General features: G+C 59.2%; 19 protein-coding genes. 12 read left to right on the forward strand and 7 right to left on the reverse strand.

Annotated elements, in window-relative coordinates; all coding sequences use genetic code 11:
• Positions 1-119: 119 nt before the first annotated feature.
• From AADJ04_RS12685 to AADJ04_RS12700, 4 genes are all read left to right on the forward strand, one after another.
• On the forward strand, positions 120-1304 hold the full coding sequence (locus AADJ04_RS12685) for an ATPase (RefSeq protein WP_066785869.1): 1185 nt from the start codon (positions 120-122) through the stop codon (positions 1302-1304).
• Positions 1305-1928: 624 nt separating this feature from the next.
• Entirely contained in the window at positions 1929-3959 is a 2031-nt protein-coding gene (locus tag AADJ04_RS12690) for a hypothetical protein (protein WP_270174772.1), read from the forward strand.
• Positions 3956-6682 (forward strand): hypothetical protein, encoded by a 2727-nt coding sequence (locus tag AADJ04_RS12695; protein ID WP_270174771.1) that lies wholly within the window; start codon positions 3956-3958, stop codon positions 6680-6682. Before AADJ04_RS12690 ends, AADJ04_RS12695 begins: the two co-directional genes overlap by 4 nt.
• Positions 6675-7451 (forward strand): hypothetical protein, encoded by a 777-nt coding sequence (locus AADJ04_RS12700; protein ID WP_086926340.1) that lies wholly within the window; start codon positions 6675-6677, stop codon positions 7449-7451. Before AADJ04_RS12695 ends, AADJ04_RS12700 begins: the two co-directional genes overlap by 8 nt.
• Before the next feature lie 47 nt (positions 7452-7498).
• Here the strand turns inward: AADJ04_RS12700 and AADJ04_RS12705 are convergent, their stop codons facing one another.
• The 7 genes from AADJ04_RS12705 to AADJ04_RS12735 all read right to left on the reverse strand — a co-directional run bounded on the left by AADJ04_RS12705 (position 7499) and on the right by AADJ04_RS12735 (position 11863).
• Positions 7499-7720 carry a type II toxin-antitoxin system HicB family antitoxin gene (locus tag AADJ04_RS12705; protein ID WP_066785945.1) on the reverse strand — a complete coding sequence of 74 codons (222 nt, stop codon included), beginning with the start codon at positions 7718-7720 and terminating at the stop codon, positions 7499-7501.
• A gap of 502 nt (positions 7721-8222) precedes the next feature.
• The gene (locus AADJ04_RS12710) at positions 8223-8594 is read right to left on the reverse strand and encodes a hypothetical protein (protein WP_232476455.1); all 372 of its coding nucleotides are present in this window, start codon (positions 8592-8594) and stop codon (positions 8223-8225) included.
• A gap of 61 nt (positions 8595-8655) precedes the next feature.
• Positions 8656-9330: a hypothetical protein gene (locus AADJ04_RS12715; RefSeq protein WP_270174770.1), complete on the reverse strand. Its 675-nt coding sequence runs from the start codon at positions 9328-9330 to the stop codon at positions 8656-8658.
• Positions 9331-9343: 13 nt separating this feature from the next.
• A complete protein-coding gene (locus AADJ04_RS12720) occupies positions 9344-9598 on the reverse strand; it encodes a hypothetical protein (RefSeq protein ID WP_139285380.1) in 255 nt (84 codons plus the stop codon).
• A 21-nt stretch (positions 9599-9619) separates the two neighbouring features.
• Positions 9620-10237: a hypothetical protein gene (locus AADJ04_RS12725; protein WP_139285381.1), complete on the reverse strand. Its 618-nt coding sequence runs from the start codon at positions 10235-10237 to the stop codon at positions 9620-9622.
• A gap of 122 nt (positions 10238-10359) precedes the next feature.
• Positions 10360-11631 carry a site-specific integrase gene (locus AADJ04_RS12730; RefSeq protein ID WP_086926343.1) on the reverse strand — a complete coding sequence of 424 codons (1272 nt, stop codon included), beginning with the start codon at positions 11629-11631 and terminating at the stop codon, positions 10360-10362.
• On the reverse strand, positions 11624-11863 hold the full coding sequence (locus AADJ04_RS12735; RefSeq protein WP_026437435.1) for a hypothetical protein: 240 nt from the start codon (positions 11861-11863) through the stop codon (positions 11624-11626). Before AADJ04_RS12735 ends, AADJ04_RS12730 begins: the two co-directional genes overlap by 8 nt.
• 175 nt (positions 11864-12038) lie before the next feature.
• Between AADJ04_RS12735 and AADJ04_RS12740 the strand changes: the two genes are divergently transcribed.
• From AADJ04_RS12740 to AADJ04_RS12775, 8 genes are all read left to right on the forward strand, one after another.
• Positions 12039-12233: a helix-turn-helix transcriptional regulator gene (locus AADJ04_RS12740; protein WP_335622319.1), complete on the forward strand. Its 195-nt coding sequence runs from the start codon at positions 12039-12041 to the stop codon at positions 12231-12233.
• Between the two features lie 61 nt (positions 12234-12294).
• Complete coding sequence (locus AADJ04_RS12745; RefSeq protein WP_341239839.1) at positions 12295-14037, forward strand: class I SAM-dependent DNA methyltransferase; 1743 nt, start codon at positions 12295-12297, stop codon at positions 14035-14037.
• Positions 14034-14543 (forward strand): hypothetical protein, encoded by a 510-nt coding sequence (locus AADJ04_RS12750; protein WP_270174768.1) that lies wholly within the window; start codon positions 14034-14036, stop codon positions 14541-14543. The genes AADJ04_RS12745 and AADJ04_RS12750 overlap by 4 nt, the downstream gene beginning before the upstream one ends.
• A gap of 48 nt (positions 14544-14591) precedes the next feature.
• Positions 14592-15416 (forward strand): hypothetical protein, encoded by an 825-nt coding sequence (locus tag AADJ04_RS12755; protein ID WP_270174767.1) that lies wholly within the window; start codon positions 14592-14594, stop codon positions 15414-15416.
• Positions 15417-15778: 362 nt separating this feature from the next.
• Positions 15779-16078, forward strand: coding sequence for a hypothetical protein (locus AADJ04_RS12760; protein ID WP_139285382.1), 300 nt, complete (start codon positions 15779-15781; stop codon positions 16076-16078).
• On the forward strand, positions 16075-16605 hold the full coding sequence (locus AADJ04_RS12765) for a DUF6036 family nucleotidyltransferase (RefSeq protein WP_086926346.1): 531 nt from the start codon (positions 16075-16077) through the stop codon (positions 16603-16605). The genes AADJ04_RS12760 and AADJ04_RS12765 overlap by 4 nt, the downstream gene beginning before the upstream one ends.
• An 83-nt stretch (positions 16606-16688) precedes the next feature.
• The gene (locus tag AADJ04_RS12770) at positions 16689-19841 is read left to right on the forward strand and encodes a DEAD/DEAH box helicase family protein (RefSeq protein WP_270174766.1); all 3153 of its coding nucleotides are present in this window, start codon (positions 16689-16691) and stop codon (positions 19839-19841) included.
• A gap of 335 nt (positions 19842-20176) precedes the next feature.
• The coding region (locus AADJ04_RS12775; RefSeq protein WP_341239840.1) for a patatin-like phospholipase family protein at positions 20177-20361 on the forward strand (185 nt) is incomplete at its 3' end.

The raw sequence follows: 20361 nt of genomic DNA on the forward strand, positions 1-20361 counted from the left end.
CTCCACTGTGGCACTTTCGATGCCGTTTAGGGTGGGGGCGTCCATCCCATTGGTTAATTATGCTATTTTATCGAAAATACGATAAAATATCTTTTTCAAGATAATTTCCGATAATTGACATGATCGCTTTCCCACGCGCCGCACTCGCCCAAGAGTTAGTCGCCGCCCTGCAAGGCAAAGCCCTGCTGGGAGACGCCCACAACGGCCTGTTCTTGGCCGCCCCCCGCCGCACCGGCAAGTCCACCTTTTTGCAAGGTGACTTACGACCCGCGCTGGAAGCAGCCGATGTGGTCGTGGTGTATGTGGATCTGTGGGCCGATACGCGACGTGACCCGGGTGGACTGATCGCCGAAGCCATTGCTCGCGCGTTGGAACCCCAATTGGGCATTGTGGCCCGAACCGCCCGCAAGGCGGGGTTGGACAAGGTGAAGGTGGGCGGGCTAGAGGTGGACACCAGCAAGATCGGCAAGATCGATGGACTCACCCTGACCGATGCGCTGCGCCTGCTGCATGACCACGCCGGCAAGCCGATCGCGCTGATCATCGACGAAGCGCAGCACGCCCTTACCAGCGAAGCCGGCGAGGCAGCCATGACTGCCTTGAAATCAGCCCGCGACCAACTCAATCAGCCCGGCGTGGTGAACCTGATGCTGGTGATGTCAGGCTCAGACCGCGACAAATTGCTGCGCTTGGTCAACACGGCCGGTGCACCGTTTTACGGCTCACAGATTCAGCGCATGCCGCCCCTGGGGCCTGACTTCATTGCCCACATAGCAGCGTTGATCGAGGCGCAGCGGCCCGAACTCAAACCGGTGGATCAGACCCTGCTGCAACAGGCATTTGAAGTGTTCGGCTTCCGTCCGCAATTTTTCATGGCCGCATTGGGCCAGGTGCTCAGTCCCCTCGCTGCCCTGACCGGGCGCTTTGAATCGGCATTGCTGGATGCGGCTCAACAACAACAAACCCACGACGAAGCGCAGATGGAGTCGGACTACCTGGGGCTGAAGCCCACCGAGCAGGCCGTGCTGTGGCGCATGCTGACGCAAGGTTCACGATACCGCCCTTACGATGCCGAAGCACTGCGCTTTTACCGGGAAAGAACTGGCCACCCAGTAAACGCTACCCAAGTTCAGCGGGCGCTGGAGGGTTTGCGACAGCGTATGCCCGCGTTGGTATGGAAGTCGGCCCGCGGTGAATACGCGCTAGAAGACGTGGCCATGCACCGCTGGTTTGAAAAGCGCGGCGGCGCAGGAAAGTGGCCACCCACACCGCCACAGGGCGTGCTGCCCCTTGATGATGATTGAATACAGGGCAGAAGGGAACAGCCCTCTTGTCCCATCGACCAGTTGCTGATCACATGCATAAAGTTACCGGGCAGTCAGCTTCTGATCGGACGCGCTCAATGGGCATTGACAAAGAGCCATCAGCTCCGCTAGATTAGCGCGAGCTAGCTTTATGGCCTGCTGGTGTGAGCCCGCCGCACCAAAAATACTTGCGGGCCCCTGAACAAGCTGGGCCCGATCCCAGCAAAAGGCCCCTAGGCCGGATATTTCTGCTTGCGCAGATATAAATTTCGTGGGCTTTTGCTCGCGATGGCTTTTTTGCCAAAAGTCTCTTTGAGGTCGTCCTGTACCTCAGTGGAGGGCGTTCGACTGAACGATCTCCGATGTCCGGAAATTAGGCCAGCAAAGCCAAGCCCCAAAAGTTGCCCTGATTAGGGGCTATCAATGCGGCGCGCTCACGCGCGCCCCTTCAATGCTGCCCGCCTGACGCGTACCACGTTCGGGCCGGCGCAGCCACATCACGAGCGGCGTCACGCCGCCCCCCTTGATGCCCGACACCTCGGCTGGCGCCGATCGAGGTGCATCCGCGCGCGCCTACATGGCCCTTCCCCCCTTTCTCGGCCCGGCTTTTTCTATGGAGTTGCTATGACTATTCCGGCGTCCTTCGTTTTCGCTCACACCTCCGTTGCCGTGGAGGGGCCTGATGCTGCGCGACTGCTTTTGAGCATCATTCCGGCGCCACCGCATCAACCGGGCATCGGCTTAGTCGCTAAAAATACCTTGACCTGCCTGACGGCACTGCTGATCGAAGTTCCCGCTGCCGGATCTCATCTCGCGCAACATATCTCGTTGCTTGGCAAGTTGAGCGACGATTCAGGCGCCTGCATTGCTCAGCCCAATGCAATGCTCGGCCTCGCGAGCGATTACCCAGCCTGGGCGTGGTTCGTATCTGCGAGCTTTCCTTACGCGCATCGACTCCAGAGCTTGGTCGGCAAGCATTTAGTCGCGGCCCTCCTGAAAGAAGCCTCCATAGAAAAGAGCTTCGTTCAAAAACTGCGCAAGCTCATCAAACAATCACACGACGAGATCCTGACAAACCAGCAGTTCGAAGCGGAGGTCACCAAGCTTGAAGGGCAAGCACATCAAAAGCTCCTGCAGTTGCTGGCGTTGCACTCCTGCTCCACGAACAGCGCGCAACTGTCATTTAACGCAGCGGTGACCTCCTGCCTTTCCAATCGACTGAGCTCCCTACGTCAAACCGAGCGCCAGGCCGTAGATACCGGCCAAACACTCAGCCGCAGCGAGCTCACACGCACCGTCGTCCTTCTTCTCGACCAAGCACAGCAGGGTCACTCTGATGACCTGGTCACCCTCATCTGCCTATGCGTTGGCCTCGGCCTAAACCTCGGCAAGCGAATACCACTGGTTTCCGGAGAAAGCGGACAAGGCTGGATGGCCTGGATCGATCCGGTTGCAGGCTCAACATACGTGGACTTGTCATTCGCACTGGCAGGTCTTGGTAAACGTTCAAGCCCGCGGCATCAAGCGTCCACGCTGATCCTGAAGCGCCCACTGCCGCAGGGTGTTGCCACCATGCTGCGAGAGGCCCACACGCAAAACAGCCAGTTGCGCACGCTCGCCGATCTGTGCATTAACAAACCAACCAGCCGCAAAAAAATCTCGTTGCCGGGGGTTCATCACAGCGCTTCGTTGGCCGGACTGATGAACTCCGCGCGATCGATTTCATTAGCGACCACCGACAGGCGTGATATCTCTGCCTACGCGACTCTTGCCCTTGAACTGGTAAACAAATCCGATCTCCATTACGTCTGCCCACGCGAGCGCGAGATCTGGCAGGCCTGCTCCGACTTCTATGACGCCGTCGGCCTGGGGCCAGCAGTACCGCAAAGTGGTGGCAACTCCAACCTCCGCATCGGCTCCCGCCTGACACCATCGGCGGATTGGATCAAAGAAGTATTTGCAAGCGCTGGCGATGAACTGCTCGCGAAAAAGTGTGGTCGCAGGTACTCGTTGCCATCATTGATCGAGCACCACAACGCGTGCGCGCGTTACGTCGGCCTCTTGATGCAGTTTGTCGTCGGAGGCCGCGACCGCCGCCTTATCGACTTTCGTGCGAGCGTTTGGAGCAGCACCACGACCTTCGGCTTGATGGAAGACAAGCCCTTGAGTGCCACGCGAGGCACGACACCGACCCCCATCCCAGCAGCGCTCTCCGAGCAGCTCAAGCTTTGGCACGCGCACATCGCCGCGCTGGATAAGCGGCTATTGAAATTGCAAGCCCCCGGCTCTTCGGCCGCCTTTCAACTCATCCGCCAGATCAGGGAACTCCAGAACTTGCCCATGCTTTTTTTGCTGGACACGCATGGCGCCCCCGTCCCCTTGAGCTCAGATGTCCTTTTCACAGGCCCAGCCAGCCAGCTCAACCGGGACTTTGGTCGCCATTCTCTGCCGGATCTTTTGCTGGATGCGGGCATGCCATTCGAGGATATCCAAGACTGGCTCCGCCATTTCTCGCCGGGAATCTCAACGCACGAACTGAATTCCAACCGCGTCAAGTACCACAGCACCGAACGCCTTATTTCAGGCATCGACCAAGTGCTACTGGAGCTGAACATCCGACCCAGGTCCGGCCTGAGCAAGGAAATCGCTCCATGACATCTCTGTCACAACCCTGGACAACAACCAAACGAAATCCAGTCCTGATTCCGGCCTTCAGCGCTCCCGGCGGGGTCGCTCGCTTCGACAGCTTTATTCGATCGGCCGACCGGCTGGTGACTCAACTCGCGCCTTCGCATGCCCTGATCTTGTGCGCCATCCTCTACGAAGGCATAGGCTCATCCGCAGAGCTATCGAACTTCCTTCATGCCTTGGTGTCATCGCACTCCACCTGTGACGGCCACTACGTCCAATGGTCAGATGAACAGGACCGTCTGCATAGCCGGGCGCTCGATCCACGCACGCGCATCGCATTGTTCCGAGTCCCCAGTGAAACGTCGCCCAAGAAGGACCTGGACTCCTTCCATCAAGTATTGCTGAAGAACTACCCAATGGCCCAATCCCAGATGGGCAAGGACCTCTGGCATCTCATCTTCCACGACGCGCTGGCCTGGCTACATCAGCACATCCCCAATTTTTGTCTGGGGATGCTCACGGGCAGTATTCCCATCACGGCACTGCCCCGCGATGTGCTTACGCGATGGAACCTACGACAAAAGGACGTGCACTGGGAAACGCGGGATGCTGCAGATGATGATGCTCTCAGTCCCTCCCACGACGGAGCATTGGAAATACTCCTTGAGATGGAGGCGCCCATCAACCGCCGCGCTCGGTGCCTGAAGGAGATTCAAGACCTGTTTACTCTACCCAACCAGGCAACAGACATCCGGCTTTCTGATCAGCGTTGGCGAACAAGCCTGTACAGCAGGTTGGCCATGACCGCCGACTTGATTGCACGCCAAGGCACAGAAGGCGATGCGCTGGTCCTGCTGTGGGTGCACCACCTGCTCAGCGTTGGCAGCGTGCGCCTGAAGAATCCTTCCGTCGCAACAATCTCTCGCTACGTCAGCGCTACCGCGGGGCTCATCTCCGAAAACTACACTCAATGCCCGTGCTCTGCAATTCACATGGACGATGAACAGTGGATCGCCTTCTTCGATGCACTGAAGCATGCCGTTAACAGCGACCCACAACGCCCGGCCCTTGCCTCCTTCCATCAGTTTTGCATCCAGACATTTGGCGCCCCGCCGATGGCGCAGGTACTTTTTTCGGGTGACGGAAACACCACGGTAGTGCACGCCAACACGGTCTGGTCCCAAGAAATCCACGGGGCCCTGGAACTTGCCCTCACTGCCAGCAGCGATGCACGCATCTGCGCCAGTGTGCAAGCGCTGCTGGCTCTTGCCGCTATTTTTCCCCTGCGCATCGGCGAGGCACAAGCCCTACGCCTAGAGGACTTCGTCATCACTGAAGAAGGCATCGAACTCCGATACCACCCTCGGCGAGGGCAGCATCAAGGTAAAAGCTACAGCGCGAAGCGATGGATGCGCAGCTTCGGCGAGCCGGCGTGGGTGGCGTGCGTAGCCAGCTGGATCAAGCGCAGGAAGAGTGAAGAAGAGGGCAGACATGGCAAGTCTGCTCTGCTGTTTGGAGATCCCCACAGCAGCCATCGCACCTACATGTTTGCCGCCTGCAGCCGACTGGTCAACCGCGCTCTTAAGCAAGTCTGCGGCGACAAATCAGTTTCCTTCCATACGCTGCGGCACGCATGGGTCAACCGCAACATCATCCATCAGCTGGATCAGCCTTCTTCTCGTCCAAGCCCCGTTTCCTGGTTGCAAAAAGTTGCCGCTGAGGTGGGACATGCCCAAGTTCCGACAACCCTGCAGCACTATTTCCACCGACCCGACATGGCCTTGCGCTGCTCTCTGAACAGCTATTGGCAGACGAGGCCACTTACCGCTGAAGTCGCAGCCTTCTGGACCGGACGTTCCGCTGCCGCATTGCGAAAGGCTAAACAACGCAGTGAGAACAAAGCGGAATTCTTGTGGTCTTGTCTCTTCGAGACATCCACTGGGCTGGCTGTACGCCAAGCGCCGCCCCCATCTCTGCTGGCGGCGTTGCCGCCGCCACCAATAGCGTCAATCGGCCTGATGCATGTACGCAAGATCCTCTGCGATCTTCACACTGGCATACCAGTCGAGGCTGTGGCTTCTCGCTGCAGTGTCCCTTTGGCCACCGTCTTGGAAGTGATCGATCGTGCTGTATTGATCGCCAACCAGCTTCTTGTCTTGGGAAGTGTCCGTGGTCGCCGCCTGATCCTCGAACATGCCACGCGGGTGATCAAACTTGCACGGCTACTTCAGATCTTTATGGATTGCGATATTCGGCCGACGGTCACCGATGAACCTTCCTGGCAAAAGTTGGCACCTCAAAACATTGCTCCTACGTTTGCACAGCGCAATGCCGTGCGCTCATGGATGCACTGCCGCGATGGGCAAAGCATTGCATTGCGACCCGATGGATCGGCCGACGACCTTTTGCGTTGGCTGAGCGACGGCTCCGTTCCTGGCAGCTGCATTGTCCTTCGAGTTCCAATGAAGCATGTTGCTGATCCTCATTCTCGCGCTACGACTGTGCGCAGTGATTCAGCCAGAAGTGCGCAAGATCAGCTAGGACAGTACTTCGGAACCTCCGTCACGATTGAAGGGGTTCGCCAACGGAAACTCGAACAACCTCCCTACATGCTGATCTCAAGAAAGCCTTTCACCAAAACATCCAAGCCTTGCCCTTCCGCCAGATTGCGCATGGGATCTTTTCATGGCCTTATGTTTTCCATGGCCGTATGGCACGGCATGATTGGAATGGATGCGCATGAGTAAGGACCAAGAAATATTTCGGGTGTTCATCAACTCGGTGCAAAAGGCCAGAGATCCCGCCAAGGAGCAGCGGGAGATCATGCTCGTGCAGAACACGATGAACACGGTCTTGGGGCAGCTGTCTGAACAGGACCGCCTGTACTACTCTCTGGAGGTAGACCCGGGCAAACTTGACCAGTGGTTAGTGGTTTCCTGCTGTGACAGTCTTCAGCGCAGGCTCTTTGAGGACAGAAAAGCGCCTTACTCAGCATCCTCCACCGAGGATCCGCTTCTCGCTGGAACCGTCATGCAAGCGACTAACGCATTGAAGCACCTGAGAACATTGTCTACCTCGACGGGCTTGAGCCCTGATGACTTCATTGATGCCATACGCACCACTGCGCCAGCATTGATCCGCCTGCTTACGGACCGGGAAGAAACCACGAGCTTCCGGACCAGCGATGGCGTGACTATCTCTGTGGATCCAATCTACCAATCGCGAAGAACAATGCTTCCCGACCCCGTCTCCGTTCGCTTTCGTGTAGACATGGTAGGTCGCGAGAAAGCTGTTATTGAGCCGACCAAGGAACATCGATCGCAACTGAAGACCAAGAGCAAGCAGATCCAGCTTCACTGGCTTCCGCTGGAGCATCCATTTCTGTATGAAATTCTCCTGGAATCCATGGAGTCACGAGCACTCGTTGAGGTTGACGCATGCCGCTATGTCAATCGGATAGGCCAAACCGTTAATTTGTCTTTTCTTAGGATGATTGAATCGCCCGATGACTGTTGACATACATGAGGAGCGCTCGAATCTGTGCCTTTGCCTTCGGGTAATGTTTACGTTGGGGTGGCAGGGGCATCCACCGTCATTGCGGGTACGCGGAGTTCGATGCGGATGGCGCGCGGCGTGACCTCGCCTTGCTCCAACCGCTCGGCCAGAACGCGCAACGCTACGGCCTGGGCCTTCGCCATGGCATCTTCAGCCGTGGCTCCCAAGGCACGTGCTCCCGGCAGCTCCGGGACAACCTCGGCCAGAAACCGTCCGTCGTTGTCACGCATGCACTCCAACGTGTAGTTGGCGGCGCAGGGGCCAGAAGGTTGCGTTTGGCTCGTGGCCACATATATGCCGAACCAGGTAATCACGCCGCCGATAAGGCATAGGGTAATTAAGCCCACCATGGCGCATATTCCTTTCATCTTGTAGAGAACTGCCAAGCAGATCTCATGCGATACCGATCAACGCCTGCGCACCAGCATGGGTTGCCTCACTCGCCAACATAGACAGAGGCGCGATGTGTACTTTGCGTCAGGGCCTTCGCGGCGGTCTACCGCGCGAGCGGTTTAGTCCTCCGCTGCACAGCCGACTTCAAGTGAGCCCACTTGCAGTGCCCGCACAAAGATCCTGCAGTCTTGCGTCCAACCTTAAAATCGTCTTGAGCTACAGTCCAATGGCATTGGAGAGCACTTCGTCGGTAAATCCCATGAGCGTGCCAGCGCGAAGCGCACCTTGCGTCAACACATGGTCTTCGATCAACAGCGCCGGGGTAACGAGCCAAAGCGTTCAGACGCCCAAAGCGCTTTCGTCCACTGGCCACTGCAGCTCTCGCGCAACCCTGCGCATGATCCATACGCACTGCGCATCTGTGCACCATCGCTTGGCCAGAAGACCTTTTAACGCAGTCTTCACCGTCGCTTCCTGGCCCCCTTCAAAGGTGGGCAGCTTTCGCTGGCAGTACGGAACCATCTGCGAGACCAGGTCGTCACACATCTGAAAGGCTGCCACGACTTCTGAGGGCGAAGTACCTGGCGCATAGAACTTTCCATCTTCCTCAACGAGGCTCATCTTCGGCTGGGCGCCTCCAATGGCAGAGGGAACCGCAGTCACCGGGAAATCATCCGGCACGCCTGGATAGCTGGCACGGTCAATCGTCATATCAATTCCTTGCGTACTACTTCGCCATACAGCCGGTACTGCCCTGTCCATTCAAGCCTCTTCAGGCCTTCACTTCAGGGGCAGTGTGGTGGGCGGGAGCCAGTACGGCCCGCTCGCGCAGCCAGCTTGCTTTGTCGTATACAAAGTCCGGAAACTCTTGGGTCAAGGTGGTTTTCTGCAAGATGAGTTCTCGGGCCAAGTGCGCCACTTCTGCCAGCTCCTTTTCATTTCTTACTTCAAACGGTGCCACAAGGCTGACACCCATCGCCCAACTGAGACGCTCCCATTTCCATGAGGGCCGAACCTCCAAGTCAATCCCATCCCGGGTCAGCCGTTCTTCAATTTTCTGAAGCTTTGCGTAGTGCTGTGTCTGGGCCTCGGAAGGTGCGCGGCTGGTGAAGCTGCTCAGTTTTTTCCGCTTGCTCGACTTGCCAACCATCTTGTAGCCTTTGGTCCCGCCCTCAAAGAGCCAGTCATCCCGTGGGCCGTCACCCGCCTCGTCCCAAGCCATGGAAGAAATAGCCTCCCCATAGGTGTGTCGAGGGTGATGCCACCAGACGATGATGCGCCGCCCGTTGAGGATGAAACCCACGTCATCCCAATACGACAGACTTTCAGGCCCCATGTTCCAGTAGGCGTGCGGGATGAACAGACCGCCATCTGAAAGACGCCACTGTTGCATGCGGTGATACTCACGCATGCGCCTACCCAAATACTCATAATGCGGATTTCTCATGTGGATTCCTTGGTCAACCCTTGGGTGCTAAGGCCCAGGCAGACGTCGACAGGCGCAGCCAGGGACCCAGTGTTTCCTTCAAACAACTGTGGCAAAGATCGATATCCACCCGCGTTCCATCGCCCAGGGGCGATCCCCAGCCCGCGTCGAACCCCAGCTGCAGGAAGTTGTTCAGGCCATCGCCCTCATCGTGTCGCGCCTGCGTTCCACAGCGGTCGCAAATGAGTTCCGCGACGAACGGTGTCGACATCAATTCATGAACTCTCATTTTGTGCACCTTGATTGATAGCTAAGGCATCTGCATCATCACACTGCCAAGCGCAGCCTGTATACGCGCTACCTGCTGCGGGTCAGCCGTGTCGTCATGTTCCATCCCCAGCACTTGAGCAAGTGTGTATCCCAGATCCGCGTGGCAGCGTCGCAGTTGCCTGAGGGGCTCTTCCAGTAACGCTTTGTGTGCCGAGGCTATGCGGCTGCGATAGAAGCGCATGGTTTCGGCATTCTGGGCAGCAGGCCGCCCCAGGACTTGTTGGTAGGCACACCAATAGTAGCCACAGGATTGCACAAAGGCGGCGACTGCTGCCAACTCTCTTTCGTGGCGGTGCAACAGTCTCGGGTAACGGCTCGCTTGGTTTGCGGCGCGTTCGCAAAGGTCCAGAGGCATGGTCGCCGGCTCTCCCGCAGGAGTTGCCACGGGATGAAGATAGGCACGCACCAGGCCATCATCGCCAAAAAGATTGCGAATGAATGCGTTCAGCGCGCCCTGTGCAGCATCGGGCATACGAGCGTAGATCTCGTCGCGATATTGCGTGATCACGTCACAGTCATGTTGCTGCACGCGCTCCGACATGAGCGTGCGGAGGGAGATGCGGTTACGGTTTCGATGCAAGTGAAGTGATGCGGTCATATGAAACTCCTTGGCACTCGAAGTGCAGATTCGGCCAATCGGGCTTACAGGGTGGGCGCAGGCAAGGCTCCGCCCTGCCCTGCGCGTCGGGCACTTGGCGTAGGTTCAAAAAAGCGATGTGGTTAGGTAGTGGTTGCCACTGCCGGTGAAGCCTCAAGCGCCAGGATCACGGGGGTCACGTTCCCCGTGACGGGCGCTAACGAGATGTGCTGCTTGAGCAAGCGCTCCATGGCAGAGCCGTCCCGGCGCGTCAGGTTGGGCACATACCGGCTGTAGACACGGAACAGCATTTCGGTGCTGGTGTGACCCAACTGTCGCGCAATCCATTCCGGCGCTTCCCCGGCAGCAAGCCACAGCGTTGCCGCCGTATGCCGCATCTGGTAGGCCCTGCGGTGCTCCAACCCCAGGTGACGTAGCAGCGGCGCCCAGACCCGGTTGAGGAAGTTCTGGTTATCAATGGGCTTGCCACTGCGCAAGCTGAATACATACTCCGAGTCAGGGTGCCGAGTCTTGAACTGCGCCTGCAGGGCATCGAACACCATCTCGTTCATCTGGATGTCGCGCATGCTGCCATCCGTCTTGAGCTCGTCTTCCTCGTTGAGCACGATCGACTCACGCACCAGGATGAGCCGACGCTCGAAATCGATGTACTTCCATTTGAGACCATGCACCTCTCCGGTTCGCATTCCTGTGAAAAAGCGCACGGTGAAGTAGTTGCGATAGTCCGCCCTCGCGGTGGACAGGATGCGCTGCACGTCCTCCAGCGTGAAGGGCATGACATCGCTGCGCTTCATCTTCAAGGGTTTGATATTGCGGAAGGCGGACGTAAACTCGAACCGGTCGGCCGCTTCGTTAAGGATCTGTCGCAAAGGCTTCATGATGGAGTTGATGCGTCGGTTGGATAGGGTGTTGCTGGACTTTCGGGCGGGAACTTTGGCGAGTGAAGCCCGAAATGCCAGTACGTCTGCCTTGGTGATCTGGCCGACCTCCTTGTCCCCGAAAAAGGGGATCAGGTATTTGTCCAGTGCACCGCGTTGCGTGATGCTGTAGCTGCGCCGCCATGTCACCTCGGCCTCTACGAACCACACCTCGGCGAAGTCGCTAAACAGCGGGGTTGTGCTGGGAGGCTGCTTCAACGCGCCTGGTGCAGGCCCGGCAAGCATGGGCTCCTGCGGGGGGTCTGTCTCCACGGCAGGCAAGGGTTTGCCGAAGGTTTTTTGGTAATCGAAGGCGCCCAGGGCGATTTCTCCTTCGATGCGCTCCAGCACCTTCAGTAAGCGCTTGCGGTTGGCTGAGGTGTCGGGCAACGTGGTGTATTCCCGCAGCCGCTGCCCCGCATATCGGAAGTCCAGGAACAGCGTCCCTTTACTTTCCAGGCGGCGGATACTACCCATGAATCACACCTCCATTGGCCAGCGGTATGCCCTCTGCACATACGGCCGAATACTGAGTCATGTCTGTTTCGATGTGCTCCCAGATATAGAGAGTTTTGCGTCCACCGAAAGGGCGGATGTAATGCCGACCCTCAAGTAGGACGCTGTCCTTGAGCCTGTCCCGGATGGTCCGTGCGTCGTACTTGATGCGGTCTGACAACTCGTCAGTGGTCAGATAGGTACACGATGTCATTTCTCTCTCCTTGCAATGGTGGACAATCAGGATTCAAAAAAGTCACGCACTGCGTTTTTTTGTCATCCTGGATGGCATTATGAGCGCGAAATCGCCCTTGTCAATGACTTTTTGTCGTTCTGAGCGATATTTCTACATGGAGAATGTCTTGATCAAGTGTCACCTGTCCAGGCTTATGGGAGAACGAAAGCTCAAGATCAGCGACCTTGCGCGGGACACTGGTCTCCATAGGAACACCATCACGCTGCTCTACCAGGAGACGGCTACACGAGTTGATCTGGATGCGATCAACACCTTGTGTGGCTACTTCAGCGTTCCGGTAGGTGAATTGTTCGAATACGTCCCAGACAGTACGTCGGACCAAGAATGACAACCCGTCCCCTGCGGCACAACACGAAGTTGCCTCAGAGATCTGCGTATAACCACCATCAATGAACCAACAAACCCTCTCCGCCTTCATCTGGTCCGTGGCCGACCTGCTGCGCGGCGACTACAAGCAATCCGACTACGGCAAGGTCATCCTGCCCTTCACCGTGCTGCGCCGCCTCGACTGCGTGCTCGAATCGACCAAGCCCGCCGTGTTGACCGAGCTGGCCGACAAAGAAAAGCAGGGCGTCAACCCCGAGCCCTTCCTGCTGCGCAAGGCGGGCCAGAGCTTCTACAACACCTCCACGCTGGACCTGAAAAAGCTCCTGGGCGACCCCGACCACATTGCGCAAAACCTGTTCAGCTACGTGCAGGCGTTCTCGCCCGCCGTGCGTGACGTGTTTGAGCATTTTGAATTTCACACCCAGGTCGAGCGGCTGGCCAAGGCCGGGCTGCTCTACCAGGTGGCAGAAAAGTTCACCCAGATCGACCTGCACCCCGAGGTGGTCAGCAACATGCAGATGGGGCTGGTGTTTGAAGAGCTGATCCGCAAGTTCGCCGAAATCAGCAACGAGACCGCCGGGGAGCACTTCACCCCGCGTGAAGTCATCCGGCTGATGGTCAACCTGATCTTCATTGAAGACGACGCCATCCTCAGCAAGCCCGGCGTGGTGCGCACCATTTACGACCCCACAGCAGGCACCGGCGGCATGCTCAGCGTGGCGGGCGAATACCTGGCCGAGCACAACCCCCAGGCGCGCCTCACCGTCTTTGGCCAGGAGCTCAACCCCGAGTCCTATGCCATCTGCAAGGCCGACATGCTGATCAAGGGCCAGGACGTGGCCAACATCGCCTTTGGCAACACGCTCAGCGACGACGGCCATGGCCACAAGAAATTTGACTACATGCTGTCCAACCCGCCCTTTGGCGTGGAGTGGAAGAAGGTCGAGACGGAAGTGCGCAAAGAGCACGAAAGCCAGGGCTACAACGGCCGCTTTGGCCCCGGCCTGCCCCGCGTGAGCGATGGCTCCATGCTGTTTTTGCTGCACCTGCTCAGCAAGATGCGCCCCGCGACCGAGGGTGGTAGCCGCTTCGGCATCGTGCTTAACGGCTCGCCGCTGTTCACCGGCGGCGCGGGCTCGGGCGAATCCGAGATCCGCCGCTACGTGCTGGAGAACGACTTGTGCGAGGCCATCGTCGGCCTGCCCACCGACATGTTCTACAACACCGGCATCAGCACCTACGTCTGGATCATCAGCAACCGCAAGCCCGCAGCGCGCAAGGGCAAGGTGCAGCTGATTGATGCGTCCGGCATGTGGCAGAAGATGCGCAAAAGCCTCGGCTCCAAGCGCAAGGAACTCAGCGACGCCCACATCGAGCGCATCACCCGCCTGTTTGGCGACTTTGCCGAGGCGGAGCAAGACGGCATCCCCATCAGCCGCATCTTCGACAACGAAGCCTTTGGCTACCACGCCATCACCGTCGAACGCCCGCTGCGCGACGAAGCGGGCAACGTGGTGCTGGGCATCAAGGGCAAGCAAAAGGGTAAACCCCAGCCCGACGCGAGCTTGCGCGACACCGAGAACGTGCCCTACACCGAAGACGTGAGCGAGTATTTCAAGCGCGAGGTGCTGCCCCACGCGCCCGACGCCTGGATCGACCCCGACAAGACCAAGGTGGGCTACGAAATCCCGTTCAACCGGCACTTCTACGTGTTCAAGCCCCCGCGTCCGCTGGCCGAGATTGACGCGGAACTGAAGCAGACCACCGACCGCATTTTGGACATGATCAAGGGGCTGTCGGCATGAGTTTTCTGCGATACCCGAAGTACAAGGTCAGTGGGGTGGAGTGGCTGGGTGAGGTGCCGGCGCATTGGGAGGTCGTGAAGGTACGTTGGCTTTGCGAGATAAAAAAACGAATCGTTGGCGAGCTGGGGTTCGATGTGCTGTCGATTACTCAAAAGGGAATCCGAGTCAAAGACACGGAAAGCAACGACGGGCAGCTATCGATGGACTACACAAAGTACCAACTCGTCGAGGTTGGCGACTTTGCAATGAACCATATGGACTTGCTGACTGGCTATGTTGACCTGTCCTCAATCGTTGGTGTGACTAGCCCCGATTACCGGGTTTTCTCCATTCGCGATCCCAGTGTCTGTCATCCCAAGTACGTTCTATACCTTCTTCAGAATGGGTATCTGAATAAAGTCTTTTTTGCTTTCGGACAGGGAAGTTCTCAGCTTGGGCGATGGAGACTCCCCACCGATCAGTTCAATGATTTTTGGTTTCCTTTGCCATCCCCCGAAGAACAATGAGCCATCGCCACCTTCCTCGACAACGAAACCGCCAAGATTGACGCGCTGGTGGCCGAGCAGGAAAAGCTGATCGCCCTGCTGCAGGAAAAGCGCCAGGCCGTCATCTCCCACGCCGTGACCAAGGGGCTGGACCCGAGCGTGACTATGAAGGACTCGGGCGTGGAGTGGCTGGGGGAGGTGTCGGTGCATTGGGAGGTTTGTGCATTGCGGCGCGTGATCGCAGCAATCGAACAAGGTTGGAGCCCGGAATGCTATGCCCGCGAAGCTGAAGAGCAGGAATGGGGCGTGCTCAAGGCCGGTTGTTTGAATGGCGGAAATTTTCGGCCATCTGAAAACAAAGCCCTGCCGCCGGAGTTGCCTCCAGAAGAGGCATACGAAGTCCGAGTTGGCGATGTGCTCATGTCTCGCGCCAGTGGCTCTCCTGAGTTGGTGGGGTCCACTGCTTTGGTCAAAGCCACCCGAGAGCGGCTCATGCTCTCGGACAAGATCTTTCGACTCAAGTTGAAAGAGTTCGTCAACGCAGCTTTTTTTGTTGCGGCACTCAACTCGCGCCCATTGCGGATTCAGATCGAGAACGCTCTGAGCGGTGGCAATGGCATGGCGAACAACCTGCCGCAGTCGAGCTTGCTGACTTTTGCAATGGCGGTGCCGCCACTGGCAGAGCAAGCGACGATCACAGTGTTTTTGGAGCAAGAAACCGCCAAGCTCGACACCCTGACCGCCGAAGCCCGCTCTGCCATCACCCTCCTGCAAGAACGCCGCACCGCCCTGATCTCCGCCGCCGTCACCGGCCAGATCGACGTGCGCGGGCTGGCGGGCAGCGCAAATGCTCCTGATTCAGTAGCTGCCAGCGCTTATCCAGCAAGCGCTTGAGGCCAATTTTGCTTCAAACCCACCCTATCCCCTTGCCGCATGAAGCCTTCAAGGCAACCATCGTCGCCTTATGAGCAACAAACAGAACGGACCGCCATAGCGCCCTTGCATGGGCAGATGGGTAGTGAACCGGCGGCCAGGAAACTGAGAAATAAATCGCCCATCCCCGCATTTCTGAGAAAAATCCCCTGGCGCTGAAAATTCCCCCCGATTGTTCGGGCGCAACGCCGACGCCAAGTTCTGCGGGCGCTGTCCAGCAAGGCGCCTCCACGCAAACGCCCTCTGACAGCCCTCCTGCTACCATTCAGTCATCTCATTTCCAGACGGTCCCTCACCCAAGGTTTTTCATGCAAGCGCCCAACATGCAAGCACGCCAAGGCAAGCAAGCGCAGGACGAAGCGCTGCGGTCCTTGCACCGCTATGTCTACGAGCAGCTGCAGTCAGACCGCAAGGATGAGATCCTGCAACATGCGCGCCAGCGCATCGGGCTGTGGAAACAGGGCCGCCTGTGCAGCGATTACTACATCCGGTTTTGGTCTGGTGTGGTGAGCTCGGGCGACAGTGCTGTTTACAAGCAGAAAGTGCTGGAAGCGTCGGAGCGCCGCTCGCTGGGAATGATGCAGAACACGCCCTTTTCGTTCTTGCTGCGGGAATTGCGTTGAACCGCGAACAGCTTCATGCACTGCTGACGCAGGCCAAAGCCATCGTTCACCACACAGACTTCGTGATCGTTGGCTCGCTCTCCATCCTGGGCGCCGTCAGCGACCCACCCCGCACGATGGTGATGTCCATTGATGTGGATACCTATCTGAAGAACGACCCCCAGCGCACCTACGAACTGGCCCAGGCACTGGGCCAGGGCTCTGTGTTCGAGGATGAATTCGGTTATTACCTGGACCCGGTATCCCCCAGCCTGCCCTCGTTCCCGGAGGGGTGGCAGGAGAGGTTGATTCCGCTGGATTTCGGTGACGTGAAGGCTTTTTTTGTGCAGCCTGACGATGTGGCAGTTTCCAAGTACATGCGCGGCGAAGAACGCGACCTGCGTTGGCTGCTCGCTGGCCTGAAAAGTGGGCTCCTCGACATGCACACCATTGAACGTCGGATTGCGAGCGCACCGGCATTGGAAGGGGAGCTGCCCGCTGCCCGCAAAAGGATGGCGCGGCATCGCAAGGCATTGAAGCTCACCTGACCCCCGCTGAATCCAAGGCCAGGCATGGAGTGCAGTCACGGTGTCCCCATGAGACAAACAGCATCGGAAGGAACCTGCAGCCCATGAGCTTGCACAACGAAATCGCGTTCGAGACCGACATCTGCAACCACCTGGCAGCGCAGGGCTGGCTCTATAGTGAACCAGGCACCGAGGGCGACGCCAGCGGCTACGACACCCCCCGCGCCCTGTACCCCGCCGACCTGCTGGCCTGGGTGCAGGCCACGCAGCCGCAAGCCTGGGAGGCGCTGGTCAAGAACCACGGCGCAGCGGCCCCGGCCATGCTGCTGGACCGCCTGCGCAAGGCGCTGGACGACCGGGGCACGCTCGAAGTGCTGCGAGTGGGCATCGACCTGCTGGGGCTCAAGAGCCCGCTCAAGCTGGCGCAGTTCAAGCCCGCGCTGGCCATGAACCCGGATTTGCAGGCCCGCTACGCCGCCAACCGCCTGCGCGTGGTGCGCCAGTGCCGCACCGGGCACGATGACGTGATCGACCTGGTGCTGTTCTTGAACGGCATCCCCGTGGCCACGGCGGAGCTCAAAACCGACTTCACGCAGGACATGAACGCGGCGGTGGACCAGTACCGCTTTGACCGCATCCCCAAACCCAAGGGCCGGCCGTTTGCCGAGCCATTGCTGGACTTTCCGCGTGGTGCGTTGGTCCACTTTGCCGTGAGCAACCGCACAGTGATGATGGCCACGCGCCTGCAAGGCCCCGCCACGCGCTTTCTGCCCTTCAACCAGGGCGATCACGGCGGTGCGGGCAACCCGCCCAACCCCGCAGGCCACCGCACGGCCTACCTGTGGGAGCAGGTGTGGCAGCGCGATAGCTGGCTGGAGATATTGGGGCGCTACCTCGTCACCCAGCGCGACAGCAAGAAGAAGGTGACGGGCTTCATCTTCCCGCGCTACCACCAGCTCGATGCCACGCGCAAGCTGCAGGCCGCCGTGCTGGCCGAGGGGGCTGGGCATAAATACCTGATCCAGCACAGCGCGGGCAGCGGCAAGACCAATTCGATTGCCTGGACGGCGCACTTTCTGGCCGACCTGCACGATGCGCAGAACCATAAGCTGTTCGACAGCGTGCTGGTGGTCAGCGACCGCAACGTGCTCTATGCGCAGCTGCAAGAGGCCATCTTCGACTTCGAGCGCACCAAGGGCGTGGTGGCCACCATCAAGGGTGACGCGGGCAGCAAGAGCGGCGAGCTGGCCGAGGCACTGGGCGGCGGCAAGAAGATTGTGGTGTGCACCATCCAGACCTTCCCATTCGCCCTCAAGGCCGTGCAGGAGCTGGCCGCCACGCAGGGCAAGCGCTTTGCCGTGATTGCCGACGAGGCGCACAGCAGCCAGACGGGCGAGGCCGCATCCAAGCTCAAGCAGCTGCTGAGCGCAGAAGAACTGAAAGACCTGGCCGACGGTGGTGAGGTGGGCACCGAAGACCTGTTGGCCGCGCAGATGGCGGCGCGCGCCAACGACACCGGCATCACGTATGTGGCCTTCACCGCCACGCCCAAGTCCAAGACACTGGAGCTGTTTGGCCGCCGCCCCAACCCCGAGCAACCCGCCGGGCCGGGCAACCTGCCCGCACCGTTCCACATCTACAGCATGCGCCAGGCCATCGAGGAGGGCTTCATCCTCGATGTGCTGAAGAACTACACGCCCTACAAGCTGGCCTTCAAGCTGGCCAACAACGGCAAGGAGTGGGACGAGAAAGAGGTTGAGCGCAACGAGGCCATGAAGGGCTTGATGCGCTGGGTGCGCCTGCACCCCTACAACATCAGCCAGAAGGTGGCGGTGGTGGTGGAGCACTTCCGCGAGAACGTGCAGCCCCTGCTCGACGGCCACGCCAAGGCCATGGTGGTGGTGGGCAGCCGGCAAGAGGCGGTGCGCTGGCAACTGGCCATCCAGAACTACATCCAGGACAACGGCTACCCACTGGGCGCGCTGGTGGCTTTCTCGGGCGAGGTAAACGACCCGCAGAGCCTGCCTGACCCGGTGTCGGAGAACAGCACCGCGCTGAACCCGAACCTCAAGGGCCGCGACATGCGCGAGGCGTTTGCCACCGATGAATACCAAATCCTGCTCGTGGCCAACAAGTTCCAGACCGGGTTTGACCAGCCGCTCTTGTGCGGCATGTACGTGGACAAGCGCCTGGGCGGCATCCAGGCGGTGCAGACCCTGAGCCGCCTGAACCGCGCCTACAGCGGGCCATTCGACCTCAAAGACACGACCTACATCCTCGACTTTGTGAACGAGCCCGACGATGTTCTGGCAGCGTTCAAGACCTATTACGAAACCGCCGAGCTGGCCGGGGTGACCGACCCGCATCTGGTCTATGACCTGCGCGCCAAGCTCGATGCCTCGGGCCACTACGACGAGTTCGAGGTCGAGCGCGTGGTGCTGGCCGAGATGAACCCCAAGGCCACGCAGGCCATGCTGGTGGCCGCCATCGAGCCCGTGGCCGACCGGCTGCTCAAGCGCTACAAGGCGGCGCGGCAGAACCTGCAGGATGCAGAGGCCAGCACTATCCCAGACGGCCCGGCAGCACAAGCCGCCAAGGATGAACTGGCGGCCCTCACCCTGTTCAAGCGCGACCTGGGCACCTTCGTGCGCGTGTACGCCTTCCTGGGCCAAGTATTCGACTACGGCAACACCGCCATCGAAAAGCGCGCCATCTTCTTCAAGCGCCTGCTGCCCCTGCTGGACTTCGGCCGGGAGCGCGAAGGGGTGGACCTGTCGAAGGTGGTGCTGACCCACCACCGGCTGAAGGAGCAAGGCCAGCGCAGCCTGGCGCTGCACGACACCGACGGCGACTACAAGCTGCAGCCCCTGACCGACACCGGCGCGGGCGCGGTGCAGGACAAGATGAAAGTGCTGCTATCAGAGATCGTTGCCAAGGTGAACGACCTGTTCGACGGCGAACTCAGCGACGACGACCGGCTGGTGTATGTGAACCACGTCAAAGGCAAACTGCTGGAGTCCGACATCCTGGTGCAACAGGCCAGCAACAACAGCAAGGGCCAGTTCGACAACTCACCCGACCTGGACAGCGCACTGACCGACGCCATCATCGACGCCTTTGATGCCTACACCACCATGAGCAAACAGGCGCTGGACAGCGAGCGGGTGCGCTCCGGGCTCAAGGCCATCTTGCTGGGGCCGGCGCAGTTGTATGAGGTGTTGAGGGAGCGGGGGGGCAACAGATTCAATGCTCAGTAGCCATGTCTTGCGCTCGTGAAACGCTACTAGGCTCAGTGGAGTTGATTTCTATGGGGCTGGCAGGTGATGGCCAAGAGCAAGCTTCATGTCTTACGGGCGAACTTCCGCTTCAGGCTGATCCGAGTCATTCGCTGGTGGCGGCCCTACTGACCACTACCGCCGCAACCGGACGTTCGATGGCGCGCGGCATTTGCGGCCGAAGTGCCGCCCAGACCCGTCGCTCAGTCAGCAGCGACAGAAATCCGGACGAGTGCGACGAAAGATGCTTGAAGTGATCGCGCGCACACCCGTTGATTGGTATCCTCACCCTTCAAAACCTAGATGCGGGGGGGCGTATGGCGTGGACCGAAGAGTGGCCTTTTCAGGCGCTGGCACTGACCGGAGGAGGCTACAGAGGCCTTTTCACGGCGCGGGCACTGCAGGAGATGGAAGATCACATCGGCGAACCCATCGGCCGTCGGTTTGACCTCTCGTATGGCACCTCGATCGGCGGCATCATCGCGCTGGCCGTGGCGTTCGA

The organism is uncultured Acidovorax sp. (assembly GCF_964021665.1).
GTDB classification, from domain to species: Bacteria; Pseudomonadota; Gammaproteobacteria; order Burkholderiales; family Burkholderiaceae_C; genus Acidovorax; species Acidovorax temperans.